This window comes from Streptomyces sp. NPDC003635, from assembly GCF_053587635.1.
This window is the reverse complement of record NZ_JBSFOK010000009.1, coordinates 172,831-187,155: the sequence shown is the minus strand read 5'-3', so window position 1 is coordinate 187,155 and position 14,325 is coordinate 172,831. Positions and strand designations below refer to the sequence as shown.

At 73.5% G+C, this 14,325-nt stretch carries 14 protein-coding genes; all 14 read left to right on the top strand.

Annotated elements, in window-relative coordinates:
* The first annotated feature begins 24 nt into the window (after positions 1 to 24).
* On the top strand, positions 25 to 1,137 hold the full coding sequence (locus ACWDRW_RS11980) for a beta-ketoacyl synthase N-terminal-like domain-containing protein (RefSeq protein WP_451722355.1): 1,113 nt from the start codon (positions 25 to 27) through the stop codon (positions 1,135 to 1,137).
* A 292-nt stretch (positions 1,138 to 1,429) separates the two neighbouring features.
* Positions 1,430 to 1,705, top strand: a complete 276-nt coding sequence (locus tag ACWDRW_RS11975) for an acyl carrier protein (protein ID WP_451722354.1) — start codon at positions 1,430 to 1,432, stop codon at positions 1,703 to 1,705.
* Positions 1,702 to 2,118, top strand: coding sequence for a 3-hydroxyacyl-ACP dehydratase FabZ family protein (locus tag ACWDRW_RS11970; RefSeq protein ID WP_451722353.1), 417 nt, complete (start codon positions 1,702 to 1,704; stop codon positions 2,116 to 2,118). The genes ACWDRW_RS11975 and ACWDRW_RS11970 overlap by 4 nt, the downstream gene beginning before the upstream one ends.
* Positions 2,115 to 2,618: a 3-hydroxyacyl-ACP dehydratase FabZ family protein gene (locus ACWDRW_RS11965; RefSeq protein ID WP_451722351.1), complete on the top strand. Its 504-nt coding sequence runs from the start codon at positions 2,115 to 2,117 to the stop codon at positions 2,616 to 2,618. Before ACWDRW_RS11970 ends, ACWDRW_RS11965 begins: the two co-directional genes overlap by 4 nt.
* Positions 2,619 to 2,631: 13 nt before the next feature.
* Positions 2,632 to 3,384, top strand: a complete 753-nt coding sequence (gene fabG, locus ACWDRW_RS11960; protein WP_451722350.1) for a 3-oxoacyl-[acyl-carrier-protein] reductase — start codon at positions 2,632 to 2,634, stop codon at positions 3,382 to 3,384.
* Positions 3,381 to 4,121, top strand: a complete 741-nt coding sequence (locus tag ACWDRW_RS11955) for a DsbA family protein (protein ID WP_451722348.1) — start codon at positions 3,381 to 3,383, stop codon at positions 4,119 to 4,121. The genes fabG and ACWDRW_RS11955 overlap by 4 nt, the downstream gene beginning before the upstream one ends.
* A 253-nt stretch (positions 4,122 to 4,374) precedes the next feature.
* Positions 4,375 to 7,845 (top strand): AMP-binding protein, encoded by a 3,471-nt coding sequence (locus ACWDRW_RS11950; RefSeq protein ID WP_451722346.1) that lies wholly within the window; start codon positions 4,375 to 4,377, stop codon positions 7,843 to 7,845.
* The gene (locus tag ACWDRW_RS11945) at positions 7,842 to 9,587 is read left to right on the top strand and encodes an acyl-CoA dehydrogenase family protein (RefSeq protein WP_451722345.1); all 1,746 of its coding nucleotides are present in this window, start codon (positions 7,842 to 7,844) and stop codon (positions 9,585 to 9,587) included. Before ACWDRW_RS11950 ends, ACWDRW_RS11945 begins: the two co-directional genes overlap by 4 nt.
* Entirely contained in the window at positions 9,584 to 9,865 is a 282-nt protein-coding gene (locus tag ACWDRW_RS11940) for an acyl carrier protein (protein WP_451722344.1), read from the top strand. Before ACWDRW_RS11945 ends, ACWDRW_RS11940 begins: the two co-directional genes overlap by 4 nt.
* A 15-nt stretch (positions 9,866 to 9,880) precedes the next feature.
* Positions 9,881 to 10,864 carry a 2,3-diaminopropionate biosynthesis protein SbnA gene (gene sbnA / locus ACWDRW_RS11935; protein ID WP_451722342.1) on the top strand — a complete coding sequence of 328 codons (984 nt, stop codon included), beginning with the start codon at positions 9,881 to 9,883 and terminating at the stop codon, positions 10,862 to 10,864.
* Positions 10,865 to 10,867: 3 nt separating this feature from the next.
* Positions 10,868 to 12,193, top strand: a complete 1,326-nt coding sequence (locus tag ACWDRW_RS11930) for a condensation domain-containing protein (protein ID WP_451722341.1) — start codon at positions 10,868 to 10,870, stop codon at positions 12,191 to 12,193.
* Positions 12,190 to 12,975: an FkbM family methyltransferase gene (locus tag ACWDRW_RS11925; RefSeq protein ID WP_451722340.1), complete on the top strand. Its 786-nt coding sequence runs from the start codon at positions 12,190 to 12,192 to the stop codon at positions 12,973 to 12,975. The genes ACWDRW_RS11930 and ACWDRW_RS11925 overlap by 4 nt, the downstream gene beginning before the upstream one ends.
* A gap of 63 nt (positions 12,976 to 13,038) precedes the next feature.
* On the top strand, positions 13,039 to 14,037 hold the full coding sequence (gene sbnB / locus ACWDRW_RS11920) for a 2,3-diaminopropionate biosynthesis protein SbnB (RefSeq protein ID WP_451722339.1): 999 nt from the start codon (positions 13,039 to 13,041) through the stop codon (positions 14,035 to 14,037).
* A 49-nt stretch (positions 14,038 to 14,086) separates the two neighbouring features.
* Positions 14,087 to 14,305, top strand: coding sequence for an MbtH family protein (locus tag ACWDRW_RS11915; RefSeq protein ID WP_451722338.1), 219 nt, complete (start codon positions 14,087 to 14,089; stop codon positions 14,303 to 14,305).
* Positions 14,306 to 14,325: the final 20 nt, after the last annotated feature.

The window sequence follows — 14,325 nt, the reverse complement described above, 5'->3', positions numbered from 1 at the left end:
ACTTCACCAACAGGAGCAGTAGCGATGAGTGTCAGTGTTGTCACCGGGGCGGGCCCGGACACCCTGGTCGTGTCCGGATGGTCGGCCGTCTCGCCGTACGGGCTCGGCGCCGAGGCCTTCGTCGAAGGGCTGCGCGAGGAGCGCGACGCCGTGCGCGGAGCGGACGCGGACGCGGATCTCGGACCCTACGAACGGGCCGGGCGCATACCTGAGTTCGAGGTGCGCGCGGTGCTCGGCCGCAAGGGGACGCGGTCCATGGACCGGGCCACCGCGCTGGCCGTCGCCACCGCCGGGATGCTGCTGGAGGCGGCCGGGCCGGGGCTCGCCGGGGACGACCCGGAGGCCGTCGGCATGGTGCTGGGCACCGGGCACGGCAGTGTGCAGAGCATCATGGACTTCACCCGCGACTCGCTGCGCGGGGAGAAGCCCTTCCACGTCGATCCGGCGCTGTTCCCCAACACGGTGATGAACCGTGCGGCCGGACAGAGCGCCATCTGGCACACCCTGCGCGGGCCCAACACCACGGTGGCCGGTGGCGCCCCGACCGGGCTGCTCGCCCTCAGTTACGCGACGCGGCTGCTGCGGCAGGGGCACTGCGAGGCGGTGCTGTGCGGGGCGGTGGAGGAGTTCTCGGCCGAGCGCGCCTGGCTGGAGTACCGGGCCCGGACCGGCTCCGCGTACCGCCAGCCGGCCGGACCGCTCGGGGAGGGCTGCGCGCTGTTCCTGCTGGAGTCCGCCGAGCGGGCCCGCGCGCACGGCCGTACGGCGCTGGCGTCGATCGCCGCGTCGCGGTTCATCGCCTTCTCCGACGTGGAGCGGGCGCAGGGCGCTGTCGCGCGGGCCGCCACCGAGGCGCTGAAGGAGGCCGACGTCGCGGTCGACGAGATCGCGCTCCTGGTGCCCTCGGACAGTGGCGGGCCGCTCGGCGCCCGCGAGGACGCGGCGCTGGCCGAGCTGTTCGGCGAGCAGCGCCCGCCCCGGCTGCGGCTGCGCCGCCTGGTCGGCGACTGCGGTGCCGCCTCCGCCTCCCTCCAACTCGCCGCGGCCCTCGCCTCCGGCGTGGACGGCCCTGTCCTCATCACCTCCGTCGACCCGGACGGCCAGGCGGGCGCGACGATCCTGCGAGCCACCCCGTGACCGCGTCGCCCGCGGCCCGCCGGCAGCTCGCGGCACGCCGTTCGTACGGCGGTGTCCCGGGCGGTGCCGGGCGCCCCGAGGGGGCCGTTGTCGCCCTCGGGGCGGATCGTCGGCGGGCCGCTCGGGTGCGGCGGGTCGTCGGGCGGGCCTCGTATGCCGGCCGGCCCGGTGCCGCCGGTCGTTCCCGGGGATCCGCGTGATCGCCGCCGCCCGTCGTCGGGCCCATCGGCTGCGACGGGTCCTCATTCACTACTCGTACGCCAACCACCATCCGGAAGGACGTGTGTTTTCCATGACCGAGTCTGTTGTCGCCCCCGCGCTCGCCGCTCTCGACAAGGAGCAGCTGCGGGAGCTGGTCGCCGATGTGCTGGACCTCGACGTCGCCGAAGTCACCGACGACGCCCACTTCGTGGAGGATCTGGACGTCGACTCGCTGATGGCGCTGGAGATCGCGGTGCGCCTGGAGAAGGAGTACGGCGTGCGGCTCGCCGAGTCCGAGCTGACCTCGATCACCTCCCTCGGCGACACCTACACGCTGCTCTCCGCCAAGAAGGAGGCCTCGGCATGAGCGCCGCCACGCCGCTGGGCGAGCTGGAGCTGATCCGTACCGGTCCGGACGGGGCGGTCACCGCGTTCGACGCGCCCGTCGACGGGCCGATCGTCGCCGGGCACTACCCCGGATTCCCGGTGCTGCCGGGCGTGTTCCTCATCGAGGCCGCCGACCGGACCGTGCGGACCTGGGCCCACGGCCGGGCCCGTGAGACGCGGGAGGGCGACGGCGAGGTCGAGCTCGTCGCCATGGACCGCTGCCGGTTCCACCGTCCCGTCTTCCCCGGTGACCGCGTCCGCGCCGACGTGAAGGTCACGGACAACGCCGCCGGGCTGCTGATCAAGGCCGCCGTCGCCACCAACCGCGGCAAGGTCGCCGACATCAAGCTGCGCTACCGCCCGAAGCAGAACCCGGACGAGGAGACCCCGTGAGCACGCACGGCATCGAGCGGATCAAGAACACCATTCCGCACCGGGGCGAGATCCTCCTGGTGGACCGGGTCGTGGACGTCGTCCCCGGCCAGTCGCTGACCGCGTACAAGGCGATCTCCGGCAACGAGCCGTGCTACGCGCCGCTCGGCCAGGACGCCGCCGCCGAGGACTACGCCTACCCGACCTCCCTCGTCATCGAGTCCTGGGCGCAGTCCGCGGTCCTGCTGTCGGTGTGGGAGAACCCCAACCCGGACGTGCTCGCCGGGAAGGTGGAACTCGCCGGTTCCATAGGCGAGGTGGCCTTCTCCGCCCGCGCCTACCCCGGCGACGTGCTGGAGCACCGGGTACGGCTGGTCAAGGCCGTCGACGAGACGGCGATCCTCGCGGGCGAGACGTACGCCGGCGGGCGTGAGGTGCTGCGGATCGGCGCGTTCGTGGTGGCCCTGCGCGATGTCAACGAGCTGCTTCCGGCGCCCGATCGCGCCCTGCTGACTGTGTGAGGAGAGGACCACCATGTCCCATCGTGAAACCGCCGACAAGGTCGCGCTGGTCACCGGCGGGTCGCGGGGCATCGGCCGCGCGGTCGTGCAGCGGCTGGCCGCCGACGGCTACGACATCGGCTTCTGCTACCGCTCCGACGAGCAGTCCGCCGCCCTGGTCGAGAAGGAGGTGCGCGAACTGGGCCGGCGCGTGCTGACGCGGCGCGTGGACGTCACCGACGGCGCGCAGGTGAGGGAGTTCGTCGCCGCGGCCGAGGACGAGCTGGGGCCGGCCTCGGCGGCGGTCACCTCGGCCGGCATCACCAAGGACAGTCCGCTGGTGCTGATGCCGGAGGAGGACTGGGACGCGGTGGTGCGCACCAACCTCGACGGCACGTTCAACCTGTGCCGGGCCGTGGCCTTCCCGATGGTCAAGCGGGGCGGCGGTGCCGTCGTCACGCTGTCCTCGGTCGCCGGGGTCGCGGGCAACGCGGGGCAGACCAACTACTCGGCGTCCAAGGCCGGGATCATCGGGTTCACCCGCTCCTTCGCCAAGGAGGCGGGGCGGCACGGGATCCGGGCGAACGCGGTCGCGCCCGGGTTCATCGACACCGACATGACCTCCGTACTGCCGCCGAAGGTGGCCAAGGAGATGCTCGGGCGGATTCCGCTGAAGCGGTTCGGGCAGCCGGAGGACGTCGCCTCGCTGGTCGCCTTCCTGCTGTCGTCCCAGGCGTCCTACATCACCGGGCAGGTGTTCCAGGTGGACGGGGGCATCGCGCTGTGAGCACCGCGTCCGGGGGCGGTGGCCGGGTCCGGCGCAGGCGTCCGCCCCGGTTCTACTTCTCGCTGCGCAGCCCGTACTCGTGGCTCGCCTACCGGGACCTGCTGGACCGGTATCCGGGGGTGGCCGAGGCGGTGGAGTGGGTGCCGTTCTTCGAGCCGGACGAATTGAGCCGGAAGCTCCTGGCGGAGGCGAAGGGGGCGTTCCCGTACACGCCGATGTCCCCCGAGAAGCATCGGTACATCCTTCAGGACGTACGGCGGCTGGCGGCCGAGCGGGGGCTGTCCTTCAGCTGGCCGGTGGACCGGGAGCCGGTGTGGGAGGTGCCGCATCTGGGGTATCTCGCGGCGGCCCGGCACGGCAGGGGTCCGGAGTTCATCGCGCTCGCGCAGCGGGCCCGCTGGGAGCTGGGGCTCGATGTGTGCGATCGGGCGGTGATCGGGGGGTTCGGCGCGGAACTCGGTCTGGACGGGGAGGAGCTGGCCTCTGCCTCGGACGACTCCTCGTTGCGGGCGGAGGGTGTGCGGGTGCTGCTCGAGATCCAGCGGGACGGGGTCTTCGGGGTGCCGTTCTTCGTGGATCACTTCGACAAGTACTGGGGAGTCGACCGGTTGCCCGCGTTCGCCGCGGCACTGTCGGCGAAGAGTGGTGCGGATCTTGTCGGGGCCTCGGAGGTTTCCGGGGTTCCGGCTTTGGCGCCCGCGTCCGTCGAGGACGGGCATGCGGGCGGGTGCGGCTGAGCCTTCCCCCGGGCCGGCGGCGCCTCTTGAGGGCCGCCGTACTGACGCCAACCCCCCGGCGTCGGTACGGCGGCCTTTCCGCTGCCGGGCTTTCGCGCGCGGGCGCTCCGGGGCCGGCGTGCGGGCGGGTTCGCCCGAGGGATGCCGACGTAACGGACATATAGGTGCCGCATAGCCCTCCGCTGTTCGCTGGGTGCTAGGTCGCGGGTGGGTTTGTGTGGCCTCAAGTGGTCTTTGGACGTGGGGAGTTGGGGTGGACCGGTTCGAGGGGTTGGTCGGCGCGGTGCGGCGGAGGGTTGGTGCCGCGCCCGAACGCAGCGCCGTGCGCTTTCAGGCCGCCGCCGCCGAAGAGGACGTTTCCTACGCCGAGTTGGACCGCCGGGCCCGAGCCGTGGCCGATGTTCTCGGGCGTACCGTCTCGCCCGGGGACCGCGTCCTCGTCTCCTGCGCCGCCGGTACCGGTTTTCTGCGGGCCTTCCTCGGCTGTCTGTACGCCGGTGCGGTGCCCGTTCCCGTGCCCGCGCCCGGAGGCTTCGGGCGCCAGGAGTCCCGTACGACGGCCATCGCCGCCGACACCGGGGCGCGGCTCGTGCTCACCGACACCGCCACCGCCCCGGCCGTGGAGCGGTCCCTGGACGGCATGCGGGCCCTCACCGTCGAGCGGGCCGAGGAGGACGGGGATCCCGAGTCCTGGGTCGAGCGGCCCGTGGAGCCCGGCACGCTCTGCTTTCTTCAGTACACCTCCGGGTCCACCTCCGACCCCAAGGGCGTGATGGTGTCGCACGGCGCGCTCGTGCACAACCTCGGGCTGATGCGCGACAGCCACGGCTGGCACGGCGACATGACCTGGTGCAGCTGGCTGCCCGCCTACCACGACATGGGCCTCATCGCGATGATGCTCGCCCCGCTCTATCTGGGCGGCACCGCCGTGCTCATGTCCTCCACCGACTTCCTCAAGCGGCCCGTGTCCTGGCTGCGGCTCATCGAGAAGCACCGCGCCGACATCAGCTGCGCCCCCAACTTCGCCTACGACCTGTGCGCGCGCCGTCTGTCGCAGGAGCAGACCGCGGACCTGGACCTGTCGAGCTGGACCTACGCCTGCAACGGCGCCGAACCCGTCGACGCCGCGACCCTCGCCGCGTTCGCCGAGCGGTTCGCCCCGGCCGGCTTCAAGGCGAGTTCCCTGCTGCCCGGCTACGGACTGGCCGAGGCCACCCTCTACGTCTCCGGCACCCCCGCCGACCGACCGCCCACCGTCCTGTCCGCCGACCCCGACGCCCTCGGCCGCGGCGAGGTCCGTCAAGGCGAGGGTCACACCCAGGAGTTGGCGAGCAGTGGCATCGTGCGCGGGCTCGATGTGCGGGTCGTCGACCCGGACAGCCTCGCCGAGCTGCCCGACGGGCGCGTGGGCGAGATCTGGATCCGCGGGGACAGCGTGGCGCTCGGCTACTGGAACCGGCCCGAGGAGACCGCCCGCACCTTCGGCGCCGTCATCGAGGGCGGCGACGGCGGCTTCCTGCGCACCGGCGACCTCGGCGCCCTGCGCTCGGGCGAGCTGTACGTCACGGGGCGCATCAAGGAAATGATCATCGTGCACGGGCGGAACCTCTACCCGCACGACATCGAGCGCGAACTGCGCGAGACCGACGAGGCGTTCGACGGGCTGCCCGCCGCCGTGTTCGCCGTACGGTCCAAGGGCGGCGCCGGCGAGGAGATCGTCGCCGTGCAGGAGGTGCGCAGCCGCGGTGTCGACGCGGACACGCTCGCCGCCCTCGCGCGCAGGGCCCGCGCCCAGCTCGCGCGGCGGCTCGGCGTCCGGGTCGGCGGGCTCGTGCTGGTGCGCTCCGGGCGGATCCGGCGCACCACCAGCGGCAAGATCCAGCGCACGCTCATGCGGAAGCTGTTCCTGGCCGGGGAACTCCAGTCCCTGCACCAGGAGGTGGCACCCGACGTCGCGGACCTGGTGGCTGCGCCCTGGGAGCCGTACGCCCTCGTGCGGGAGCTGGAGACCGGGCTCGGGGACCCCCGTGACCCGGCCAACCCCTTCACCTACGCGCGCAGTTCCGAACTCGACCGCGCCGAGGCCTTCCCCGCGGACGTCTGCCGGGCGCTGGACGCGCTCGGGGTGCCGCGCTGGTTCGCGCCCGCGCGGTACGGCGGTGCGCTGCGGTCCAGCGAGGAGCTGTCGCAGCTCATCCGCACGCTGGGCCGACGTGACTTCACCGTGGCGCTCGGGCACGTCAAGACGTATCTGGGTGCCGTCTCCGTGTGGGTGGCGGGGCGGCCGGAGCAGGCCGCCGCGCTCGGGCGGCGGGTCGCCGACGGTGCCGTCGTCTCGCTGGCGCTCACCGAGCGGGAGCACGGCAGCGATGTGCTCGCCGGGGAGCTGCGGGCCGAGCGCACCGAGCGCGGCTGGCGGCTGTACGGCGAGAAGTGGCTGATCAACAACGCCACGCGGGCCGAGCTGCTGTGCGTGCTGGCCCGTACCGAAGCGGGTGGGGGCAGCCGTGGCTTCAGCATGCTCCTCGTCGACAAGGCGCGTCTCGCGCCCGGCAGTTGGCGTCCGCTGAGCAAGGTGCCGACCCACGGTGTGCGCGGAGCCGACATCAGCGGTATCGCCTTCGACGGGGCCGAGCTGCCCGCGGACGCGCTCGTCGGCGGGGAGGGTGAGGGGCTCGAGGTCATCCTCAAGGGGTTCCAGATCACCCGTACCCTCTGCTCGGCGATGTCGCTCGGCATGACCGACCACGCGCTGCGGATCGCCCTGGACTTCGCCCGCTCCCACCGGCTCTACCAGCGCCGGCTCGCCGATCTCCCGCACGCCGCCCGCACCCTGGCCGAGGCCCACGCCGACCTGCTCGCCATGGAGGCCGTCAGCCTGGTCGCCACGCGGTCCGCGCACACCCTCACCGAGGAGCTGAGCGCGGTCTCGGCGGTGGTGAAGTACCTGGTGCCGACCTTGGGGGACGAGGTGATCGGCGCGCTGCGCTCGCTGCTCGGGGCCCGCGCGATGCTGACCGAGGACTTCGCGGACGGTGCCTTCCAGAAGCTGGAGCGCGACCACCGGATCGTCGGCATCTTCGACGGCAGTACGGCCGTCAACCTCAACTCCCTGATCAACCAGTTCCCGGCGCTCGCCCGCGGCTGGCGCCGGCGGTCCGCCGACCGGGACGCGGTGGCCGCCGCCGCCCGCCTGGACGGGCCGGTGCCGGAGCTGGACCACGGACGGCTCACGCTGTACGCGCGCTCGGGCATCGCCGTGGTCCAGTCGCTGCCCGACGCCGTCGAGCGGGCCCGCGCCCTCGCGCCGCCCGCCGTCGCCGCCCGCGCCGAACACCTCCTCGCCCTCGCCGGCGAGCTGCACGAGGAGCTCGCCGCCCACCGGCACACCGCCCGCGCGGTACCCCCGCCGGCCTTCGCCGCCGCCCGCCGCTACGCGCTCGTGTACGCCGGGGCCGCCGCTCTGCACCTGTGGCTGGAGAACACCGGCACCGACCGTGCCACGGGCCCGCTGTGGCAGGACGCCGCCTGGCTCGACGCCGTCCTCGCCCGCGTCACCCGCCGTCTCACCGCCGAACCGGACCTGGACGACCTCGACGGCCCGGCCCTGGACGCCCTGCTGCCCGCCCTGCACGCCCAGTACGACGAGGGCCTGCTGTTCTCCCTGCTGCCCTGCCCCCTGGCGGAGGCCCGGACCGACCGCTCGACGAAGGACGTGGCATGACCGATCTGCTGACCGCCCCCGCCGCCACGACCCCCGCCGCCACAATCCCTGTCCTCGAGCGCATCGGCCGTCTGGAGGCGTTGCTCGGTGACCCGCACGACCCGGCCAATCCACTCGGCCTCGCCGCCGTGCTCGCCGCCGACGAGCGAGGCGAGCTGCTGCCCGAGGGGGAGCGCGCGCTCGCGGAGTACGGGCTGGCCGCCGAGTTCGTGCCCGCGGCCCTCGGGGGGCGCTTCGAGCGCGCCGATCGGTTCGCGCTGCTGATGCGTGCCCTGTTCCGGCGGGACTGCGCGCTCGGGATCGGGCACGGCGTCACCAGCTTCATCGCCGGGCTGCCCGTGTGGGCCGACGGCAGTGACGCGCAGCGACGGCGCGCCGCCGGCCTCCTGCTCGGCGGGGGGCGCATCGCCGCCGCCTACACCGAGCTCGACCACGGCAGCGACTTCGCCCGGATCTCCCTGTCCGCCCGGTCGACCCCGGACGGGCACGTCCTCAGCGGCGGAAAGCAGCTGGTCAACAACATCGGCCGCGCCGAGGCCGCCGTGCTCTTCGCCCGCACCGGTGACGGGCCCGGCAGCCGGGGCCACTCCCACTTCCTGGTCGACCTCGACGACCGGGCCGACCGTGCCCGGCGCTACCCCACCTCCGGCGTCCGCGGCTGCCGGCTCGGCGGGATCGACTTCGACGACCACACGGTCCCCGCCGACGCCCTCCTCGGGGAACGCGGCGCCGCCATGGAGACCGTGCTGAAGGTCTTCCAGGTGACCCGCAGCGTGCTGCCGGGCATGGTCGTCGGGGTCGGCGACACCCAACTGCGCACGGTCCTGGACTTCGCCGTACGACGGCGGCTGTACGGCCGTCCCGTCGCCGAACTCCCCGAGGTGCGGGCGGCCCTGGTGGACGCCTTCGTCGACCTCCTCGTCTGCGACGCCGTGTCCGCCGTGGCGGCGAGGTCGCTGCATCTGACGCCGGACGAGTGCAGTGTGCGGTCCGCCGCCGTGAAGTACCTGGTGCCGAAGTTCCTCCAGGACAGCTCCTACCGGCTCGGCACCGTGCTCGGCGCGCGCAGCTATCTGCGGGAGGGGCCGTACGCCGTCTTCCAGAAGGCCGCCCGGGACCTGCCGGTGGTGGCGCTCGCGCATGCCAGCGGCTCGGTGTGTCTGTCGAACATCGTCCCGCAGCTGCCGAGGCTCGCCGACCGGCTTCTCGCCGGGTCCGCGGCACCCGCACCCGACGCGCTGTTCCGGCTCGACGACCCGTTGCCCGCCCTCGACTTCGGCCGCCTGGAACTGACCACGCGCGGCGCGGACTCCCTCGGCGGACAGCTCCTCCGGGAGCCGGCCGACCATCCCGAACTCGGTGAGCTCACCGCACTGTTCGCCGCCGAGCTCCGCGATCTCGCCCGCCGCGCCGCCGCCCTGCCGCCGCGCGACCGGACGCCCGTCGCCGGGCGGCGCGCCTTCCTGCTCGCCGAGCGCTACACCCTGCTGCTCGCGGCCGCCGCGGTCCTCGGCGTCCGGCGCCACGCCGAGGACGGCTTCACCGCCGGCCCGTCGTGGGCCGGCGCCGCCCTGCACCGGCTCGCCCAGCGCCTCGGGCTGCGCCACGGCCCCCTGCCCGAACCCCTCGTACAGCGGCTGGCGGACGAACTGGCCGAGCGGCACGAGGCCGACCTGACCTTCGACCTGTTCCGCGGACGGCTCGCCCGCCGCTCCGCCCCCGACCGAGGAGACACCCCGTGAACGAGACCACCGTCACCGCCGTCGACACGGCCCCGCAGGCGATCCGCGCCTGGCTCGTCGACCGCGTCGCCTACTACCTGGAGCGCAGCCCCGCCGACCTCGACGAGGGCGCCCAGCTCGCCGAGCTGGGCCTGGACTCCGTCTACGCCCTCACCCTCTGCGGCGACGTCGAGGACCGCTTCGGTCTCATCGTCGAGCCGACCATGGCCTGGGACCACCCGACGATCGACGCGATCACCGCGTACCTCGCGGCCGAACTGGCCGCGCAGGCCGACTGACGGGAAGAGACAGCCGTGCCCGAGAAAACCTTCCCCGGCATACTTTCGACCGTCGGCAACACCCCTCTGGTGGAACTCCGGAGGCTGCTGCCGGACCTCGGCTCCCGGGTCTTCGCCAAGATCGAGCGGTTCAACCCGGGCGGCAGCATCAAGGACCGTTCCGCGCTCGGCATGCTGCTCGCGGCCATCCGCAGCGGTGAGGTGGAGCCGGGACGTTCGGTGATCGTCGAGTCCAGCTCCGGCAACCTGGCCGTCGGACTCGCGCAGATCTGCCGCTACTTCGGGCTGCGCTTCATCTGCGTGGTCGACGGCAAGACCACCGAGCAGAACCTCGCCATCCTGCGCGCCTTCCGCGCCGAGGTGGAGATCGTCACCGACCGCGACGAGCTGACCGGCGAGTACCTGCCGGTACGGCTGCGCCGGGTGCGCGAGCTGGTCGCCGAGACGCCCGGGTCGTACTGGCCCAACCAGTACGCGAGCCTGCTCAACCCCAAGGCCCACGAGACCACCATGCGGGAGATCGAGGAGGCCCTCGACGGCCGCGTCGACTACCTGTTCTGCTCGGTGTCCACCTTCGGCACCCTGCGCGGCTGCCGCGACCACATCAAGTCCCGGGGCCTGGACACCACGATCGTCGCCGTGGACGCCCTGGGCAGCGCGATCTTCGGCCTGGAGTCCACCCAGCGGCTGATCCCGGGGCACGGCGCGTCCGTCGTCCCGCCGCTGATGGACGCCTCGGCGGCCGACGAGGTGGTGCACATCTCCGACCTGGAGTGCGTCGTCGCCTGCCGCCGGCTCATCGGCCGGGAGGCGGTGCTGGCCGGCGGCTCCTCCGGGGCGACCGTGGCCGCGCTGAGCAAGCTGCGCGACCGGATCCCCGAGGGATCGAACTGCGTCCTCGTCTTCCCGGACGGCGGCGACCGCTACCTGGACACGATCTACGACGACACGTGGGTGCGGCGGAACTTCGGTGACGTGTCCCATCTGTGGAAGGGCTGAACCGTGCGCGTCTCCGTCGGCCAGGAAGGGCTCTGGCTCACCCACCAGCTCGACCCGGACAGCCCCGCCTACAACGTCGTCCTCGCGGTACGGCTGCGCGACCGAGTGGACACCGGCCTGCTCCAGCGGGCGCTGACCGCGCTGGCCGAGCGGCACGAACTGCTCCGGTCCCGGTTCCCGGCGGGCGAGGACGGCCCGGTCCGGGTCACCGTGCCCGCCGACGCCGTACGGCTCGATGTGCGCGAGGTGCCGGGCGCCGGGGACGAGGAGCTGTTCCGGCTCGCCCGGCGGGCCGGCGAGGAGCCGTTCCGGCTCGCCTCCGAGGGCGCGTTCCGGGCGGTGCTGCTGCGCCGGGCCGAGGACGACGCCGTGCTGGTCACCGTCACCCACCACATCGTCAGCGACGCCACCTCGCAGTGGCTGCTGGTGCGGGACCTGTTCGCCGCCTACGAGGGGACGGCGGCGGAGCCGGGCGAACCCGTCGAATGGGACCAACACGTCCTGGCGGAGGAGGAGTTCATCGCCTCCCCGCGCGGGCGGCGGGCCGCCGAGCACTGGCGCCGGGTGTGCGCCGGGCTCGGGCCCGCCGCCCTGCCCACCGACCGGCCCCGGCCGGAGCAGCGCACCCTCAACGGCGCGACCGTCGAGCTCGACGTCCCCCACCCCACGGCGGCGCGGCTCTTCGAGGCGGCCGCCGGGCGCGCGGTGACGCCGTTCGCCTGGCTGCTCGGCATGTTCCAGACGGCCCTGCACCGGCTCGGGGCCGGCGACGGCTTCCTCATCGGCTGCCCGGCCACCACCCGCTTCACCCCGCGCAGCCGCCAGGCCGTCGGCTACTACGTCAACGCCCTGCCCATGGCCGCCCGGTTCACCGGGAGTACGACCCTCCTCGCGGCCGTGGAGGAGGCCCAGACGCAGCTCAGGTCCGGGCTCGCGCACGCCCGGCTGCCCGTCGAACTCATCGACACCGGCGGCCCGTTGTTCCGGATCTCCTGCACCCTGGTCGCCGCCGACCGGCTGCCGGTCCCGGGGCTGTACGAGGGTCCCGTCCGGCTCGGCGGGCTGCGCGCCGAACTGTGCGACGTACCGCAGCAGGAGGGCCAGCTCGACCTCACGGCCGAGGTCCTCCAGGACAGCCGGGGCTTCAGGGCCGTCCTGCGCTACAACACCGACCTCTTCGACGCGGCGACCGTCGAGTGCTTCCGCGACACCTGGCTGCGCCTGCTGGAGGCGTCCCTGGACACCCCGGACGCCCGGGCCGCCGAGGTTCCGCTGGCCGCCGCGGCCGACCTGGACTTCCTGCTGGCCCTCGGGGCGGGGACGCCATGACCGACGCCGCCGTTCCGCTGCGCCAGGAACTGCCCGAGGGGCCCGTGGTGTGGTGCGTGAACGGCCCGGCCGCCGTGGCGATGTGGCGGGAGATGCTGCCGCCCGGCGGCTACCACCGCGCCGCCCGGCGGCTGCGCCCCGGCGACACGCTCCTCGACATCGGCGCCAACGTCGGCCTCATGTCGGTGCTCTGCGCCCGCACCACGCCCGGCCTGCGCATCGTCGCCGCCGAACCGGCCCCGGCCCTGCACGCCTGTCTGCGCCGCAACCTCGCCGAGCACGCGGACGGCGACTGGCACACCGAGTGCGCCGCCGTCTCCGACCGCCCCGGCTCGCTGCGCTTCACCTACTACCCCGAGGCGCCCGGAAACTCCGGCCTGTACGCCGACCGGGCCGCCGACGACGACATCACCCGGGCCTTCCTGCACAACAGCGGGATCGGCCCCGAGGACGCCGGTGAGCTGCTCGAAGGGCTGCACGACGGCGTCGAGTTCACCGTGCCCGCCGTCACCGCCTCGACGCTCGTCGAGCGCCATGGCCTCGACCGCGTCGACCTGCTGAAGGTCGACGTGGAGCGCGCCGAGCTGGACGTGCTGCGCGGCCTCGACGCCGCGCACTGGCCGCGGGTGCGCGCCGTCGTGGCCGAGGTGCACGACGAGGACGGCCGGCTGGACGCCGTACGACGGCTGCTGCACGGCCACGGCTTCGACGTACGGGTGACGCAGGACCCCCTGCTCGCGGGCACCGCGCTGTACGACCTCGAGGCCGAACGCGGCGTATAGGCCCCATATAGCGGCCGGTCGGAGCATCGAGGCATCCGATCCGCCCCTGAGAGAGGGAACCCCATGCTGATTCTCCGGCGTGCCGATGTGACGGACGTGCTGTCCGGCCGGGAGACGGAGATCATCGACCTCGTCGCCGAGACCTACCGGCTGCACGACGAAGGGCTCACGTCCCTGCCGCACTCCACCTTCCTCCGCTTCCCCGAGGAGCGGCACGCCCGGGACCGGATCATCGGCCTGCCCGCCTACCGGGGCGGGGAGCGGCCCGTCGCCGGGATGAAGTGGATCTCCTCGTTCCCGGGCAACGTGAGCGCCGGGACCGAGCGGGCCAGCGCCGCCGTCGTGCTCAACTCCCTCGACACCGGTCACCCCGTGGCCCTCGTCGAGGGGTCGGTGATCTCGGCCAGGCGGACGGCCGCCAGCGCCGCGCTCGCCGCCCGGGAGCTGACCGCCGGTAACCCGCCCGCGTCCGTGCTGCTCATCGGCTGCGGGGTGATCAACCGGGAGATCCTGCGTTTCCTGGCCGCAGCCCTGCCCGGCCTCACCGAGGCCGCCCTGTACGACACCGACCCGGCCCGCGCCGAGGCCTTCGCCGAGCAGTGCCGCGAGGTCGCGCCGGACGTCAAGGCGTACCCGGTGACCGACCTCGCCGCGGCGCTCGGCGCGCACCGCCTCGTCTCGCTCGCCACGACCGCCGCCACCCCGCACATGGACCTGGCCGACTGCGGTCCCGACACCACGGTGCTGCACGTCTCCCTGCGGGACCTGACCGCGCAGACGATCCTCGGCGCGGTCAACGTCGTCGACGACACCGACCACGTCTGCCGCGAGCGCACCTCCCTCGACCTCGCCCAGCAGGCCGTCGGCCACCGTGACTTCGTCGCCGCCCCGATCGGCGCGCTGCTGCGCGGCACGGCCGAGCTGCGCCGGGAGGCCGGCACCCCGGTCGTGTTCTCGCCGTTCGGCCTGGGCGTGCTGGACATCGCCCTCGCCGAGTTCGTGCGCGAGGAGGCCGCCCGGCGCGGGCTCGGCACCCGCGTCGAGGACTTCCTCACCGCCTGACACCTGTTTCGACCTTCCGTCAAATGACCTTCACCTGCAAGGAGTTGTGATGAGCGACGTCCAGAACGAGGGCCCCCGCCAGCGCGTGGTGTTCAACGACGAGGAGCAGTACTCGCTGTGGCCCGCCGGCCGTGAGCTGCCCGCCGGCTGGCACGCCGAGGGCACCGAGGGCACCCGCGAGGAGTGCCTGGCCCGGATCTCCGAGGTGTGGACCGACATGCGCCCGGCGAGCCTGCGCCGCCGGATGCACGAGTCGTCCGCGGCCTGATACCCCGCCCACCCACGCCC

Coding starts and splice junctions, on each gene's coding strand:
- ACWDRW_RS11980 (WP_451722355.1), top strand. CDS start 25: ATGAGTGTCAGTGTTGTCACCGGGGCGGGCCCGGACACCCTGGTCGTG.
- ACWDRW_RS11975 (WP_451722354.1), top strand. CDS start 1,430: ATGACCGAGTCTGTTGTCGCCCCCGCGCTCGCCGCTCTCGACAAGGAG.
- ACWDRW_RS11970 (WP_451722353.1), top strand. CDS start 1,702: ATGAGCGCCGCCACGCCGCTGGGCGAGCTGGAGCTGATCCGTACCGGT.
- fabG (WP_451722350.1), top strand. CDS start 2,632: ATGTCCCATCGTGAAACCGCCGACAAGGTCGCGCTGGTCACCGGCGGG.
- ACWDRW_RS11945 (WP_451722345.1), top strand. CDS start 7,842: ATGACCGATCTGCTGACCGCCCCCGCCGCCACGACCCCCGCCGCCACA.
- ACWDRW_RS11925 (WP_451722340.1), top strand. CDS start 12,190: ATGACCGACGCCGCCGTTCCGCTGCGCCAGGAACTGCCCGAGGGGCCC.
- sbnB (WP_451722339.1), top strand. CDS start 13,039: ATGCTGATTCTCCGGCGTGCCGATGTGACGGACGTGCTGTCCGGCCGG.
- ACWDRW_RS11915 (WP_451722338.1), top strand. CDS start 14,087: ATGAGCGACGTCCAGAACGAGGGCCCCCGCCAGCGCGTGGTGTTCAAC.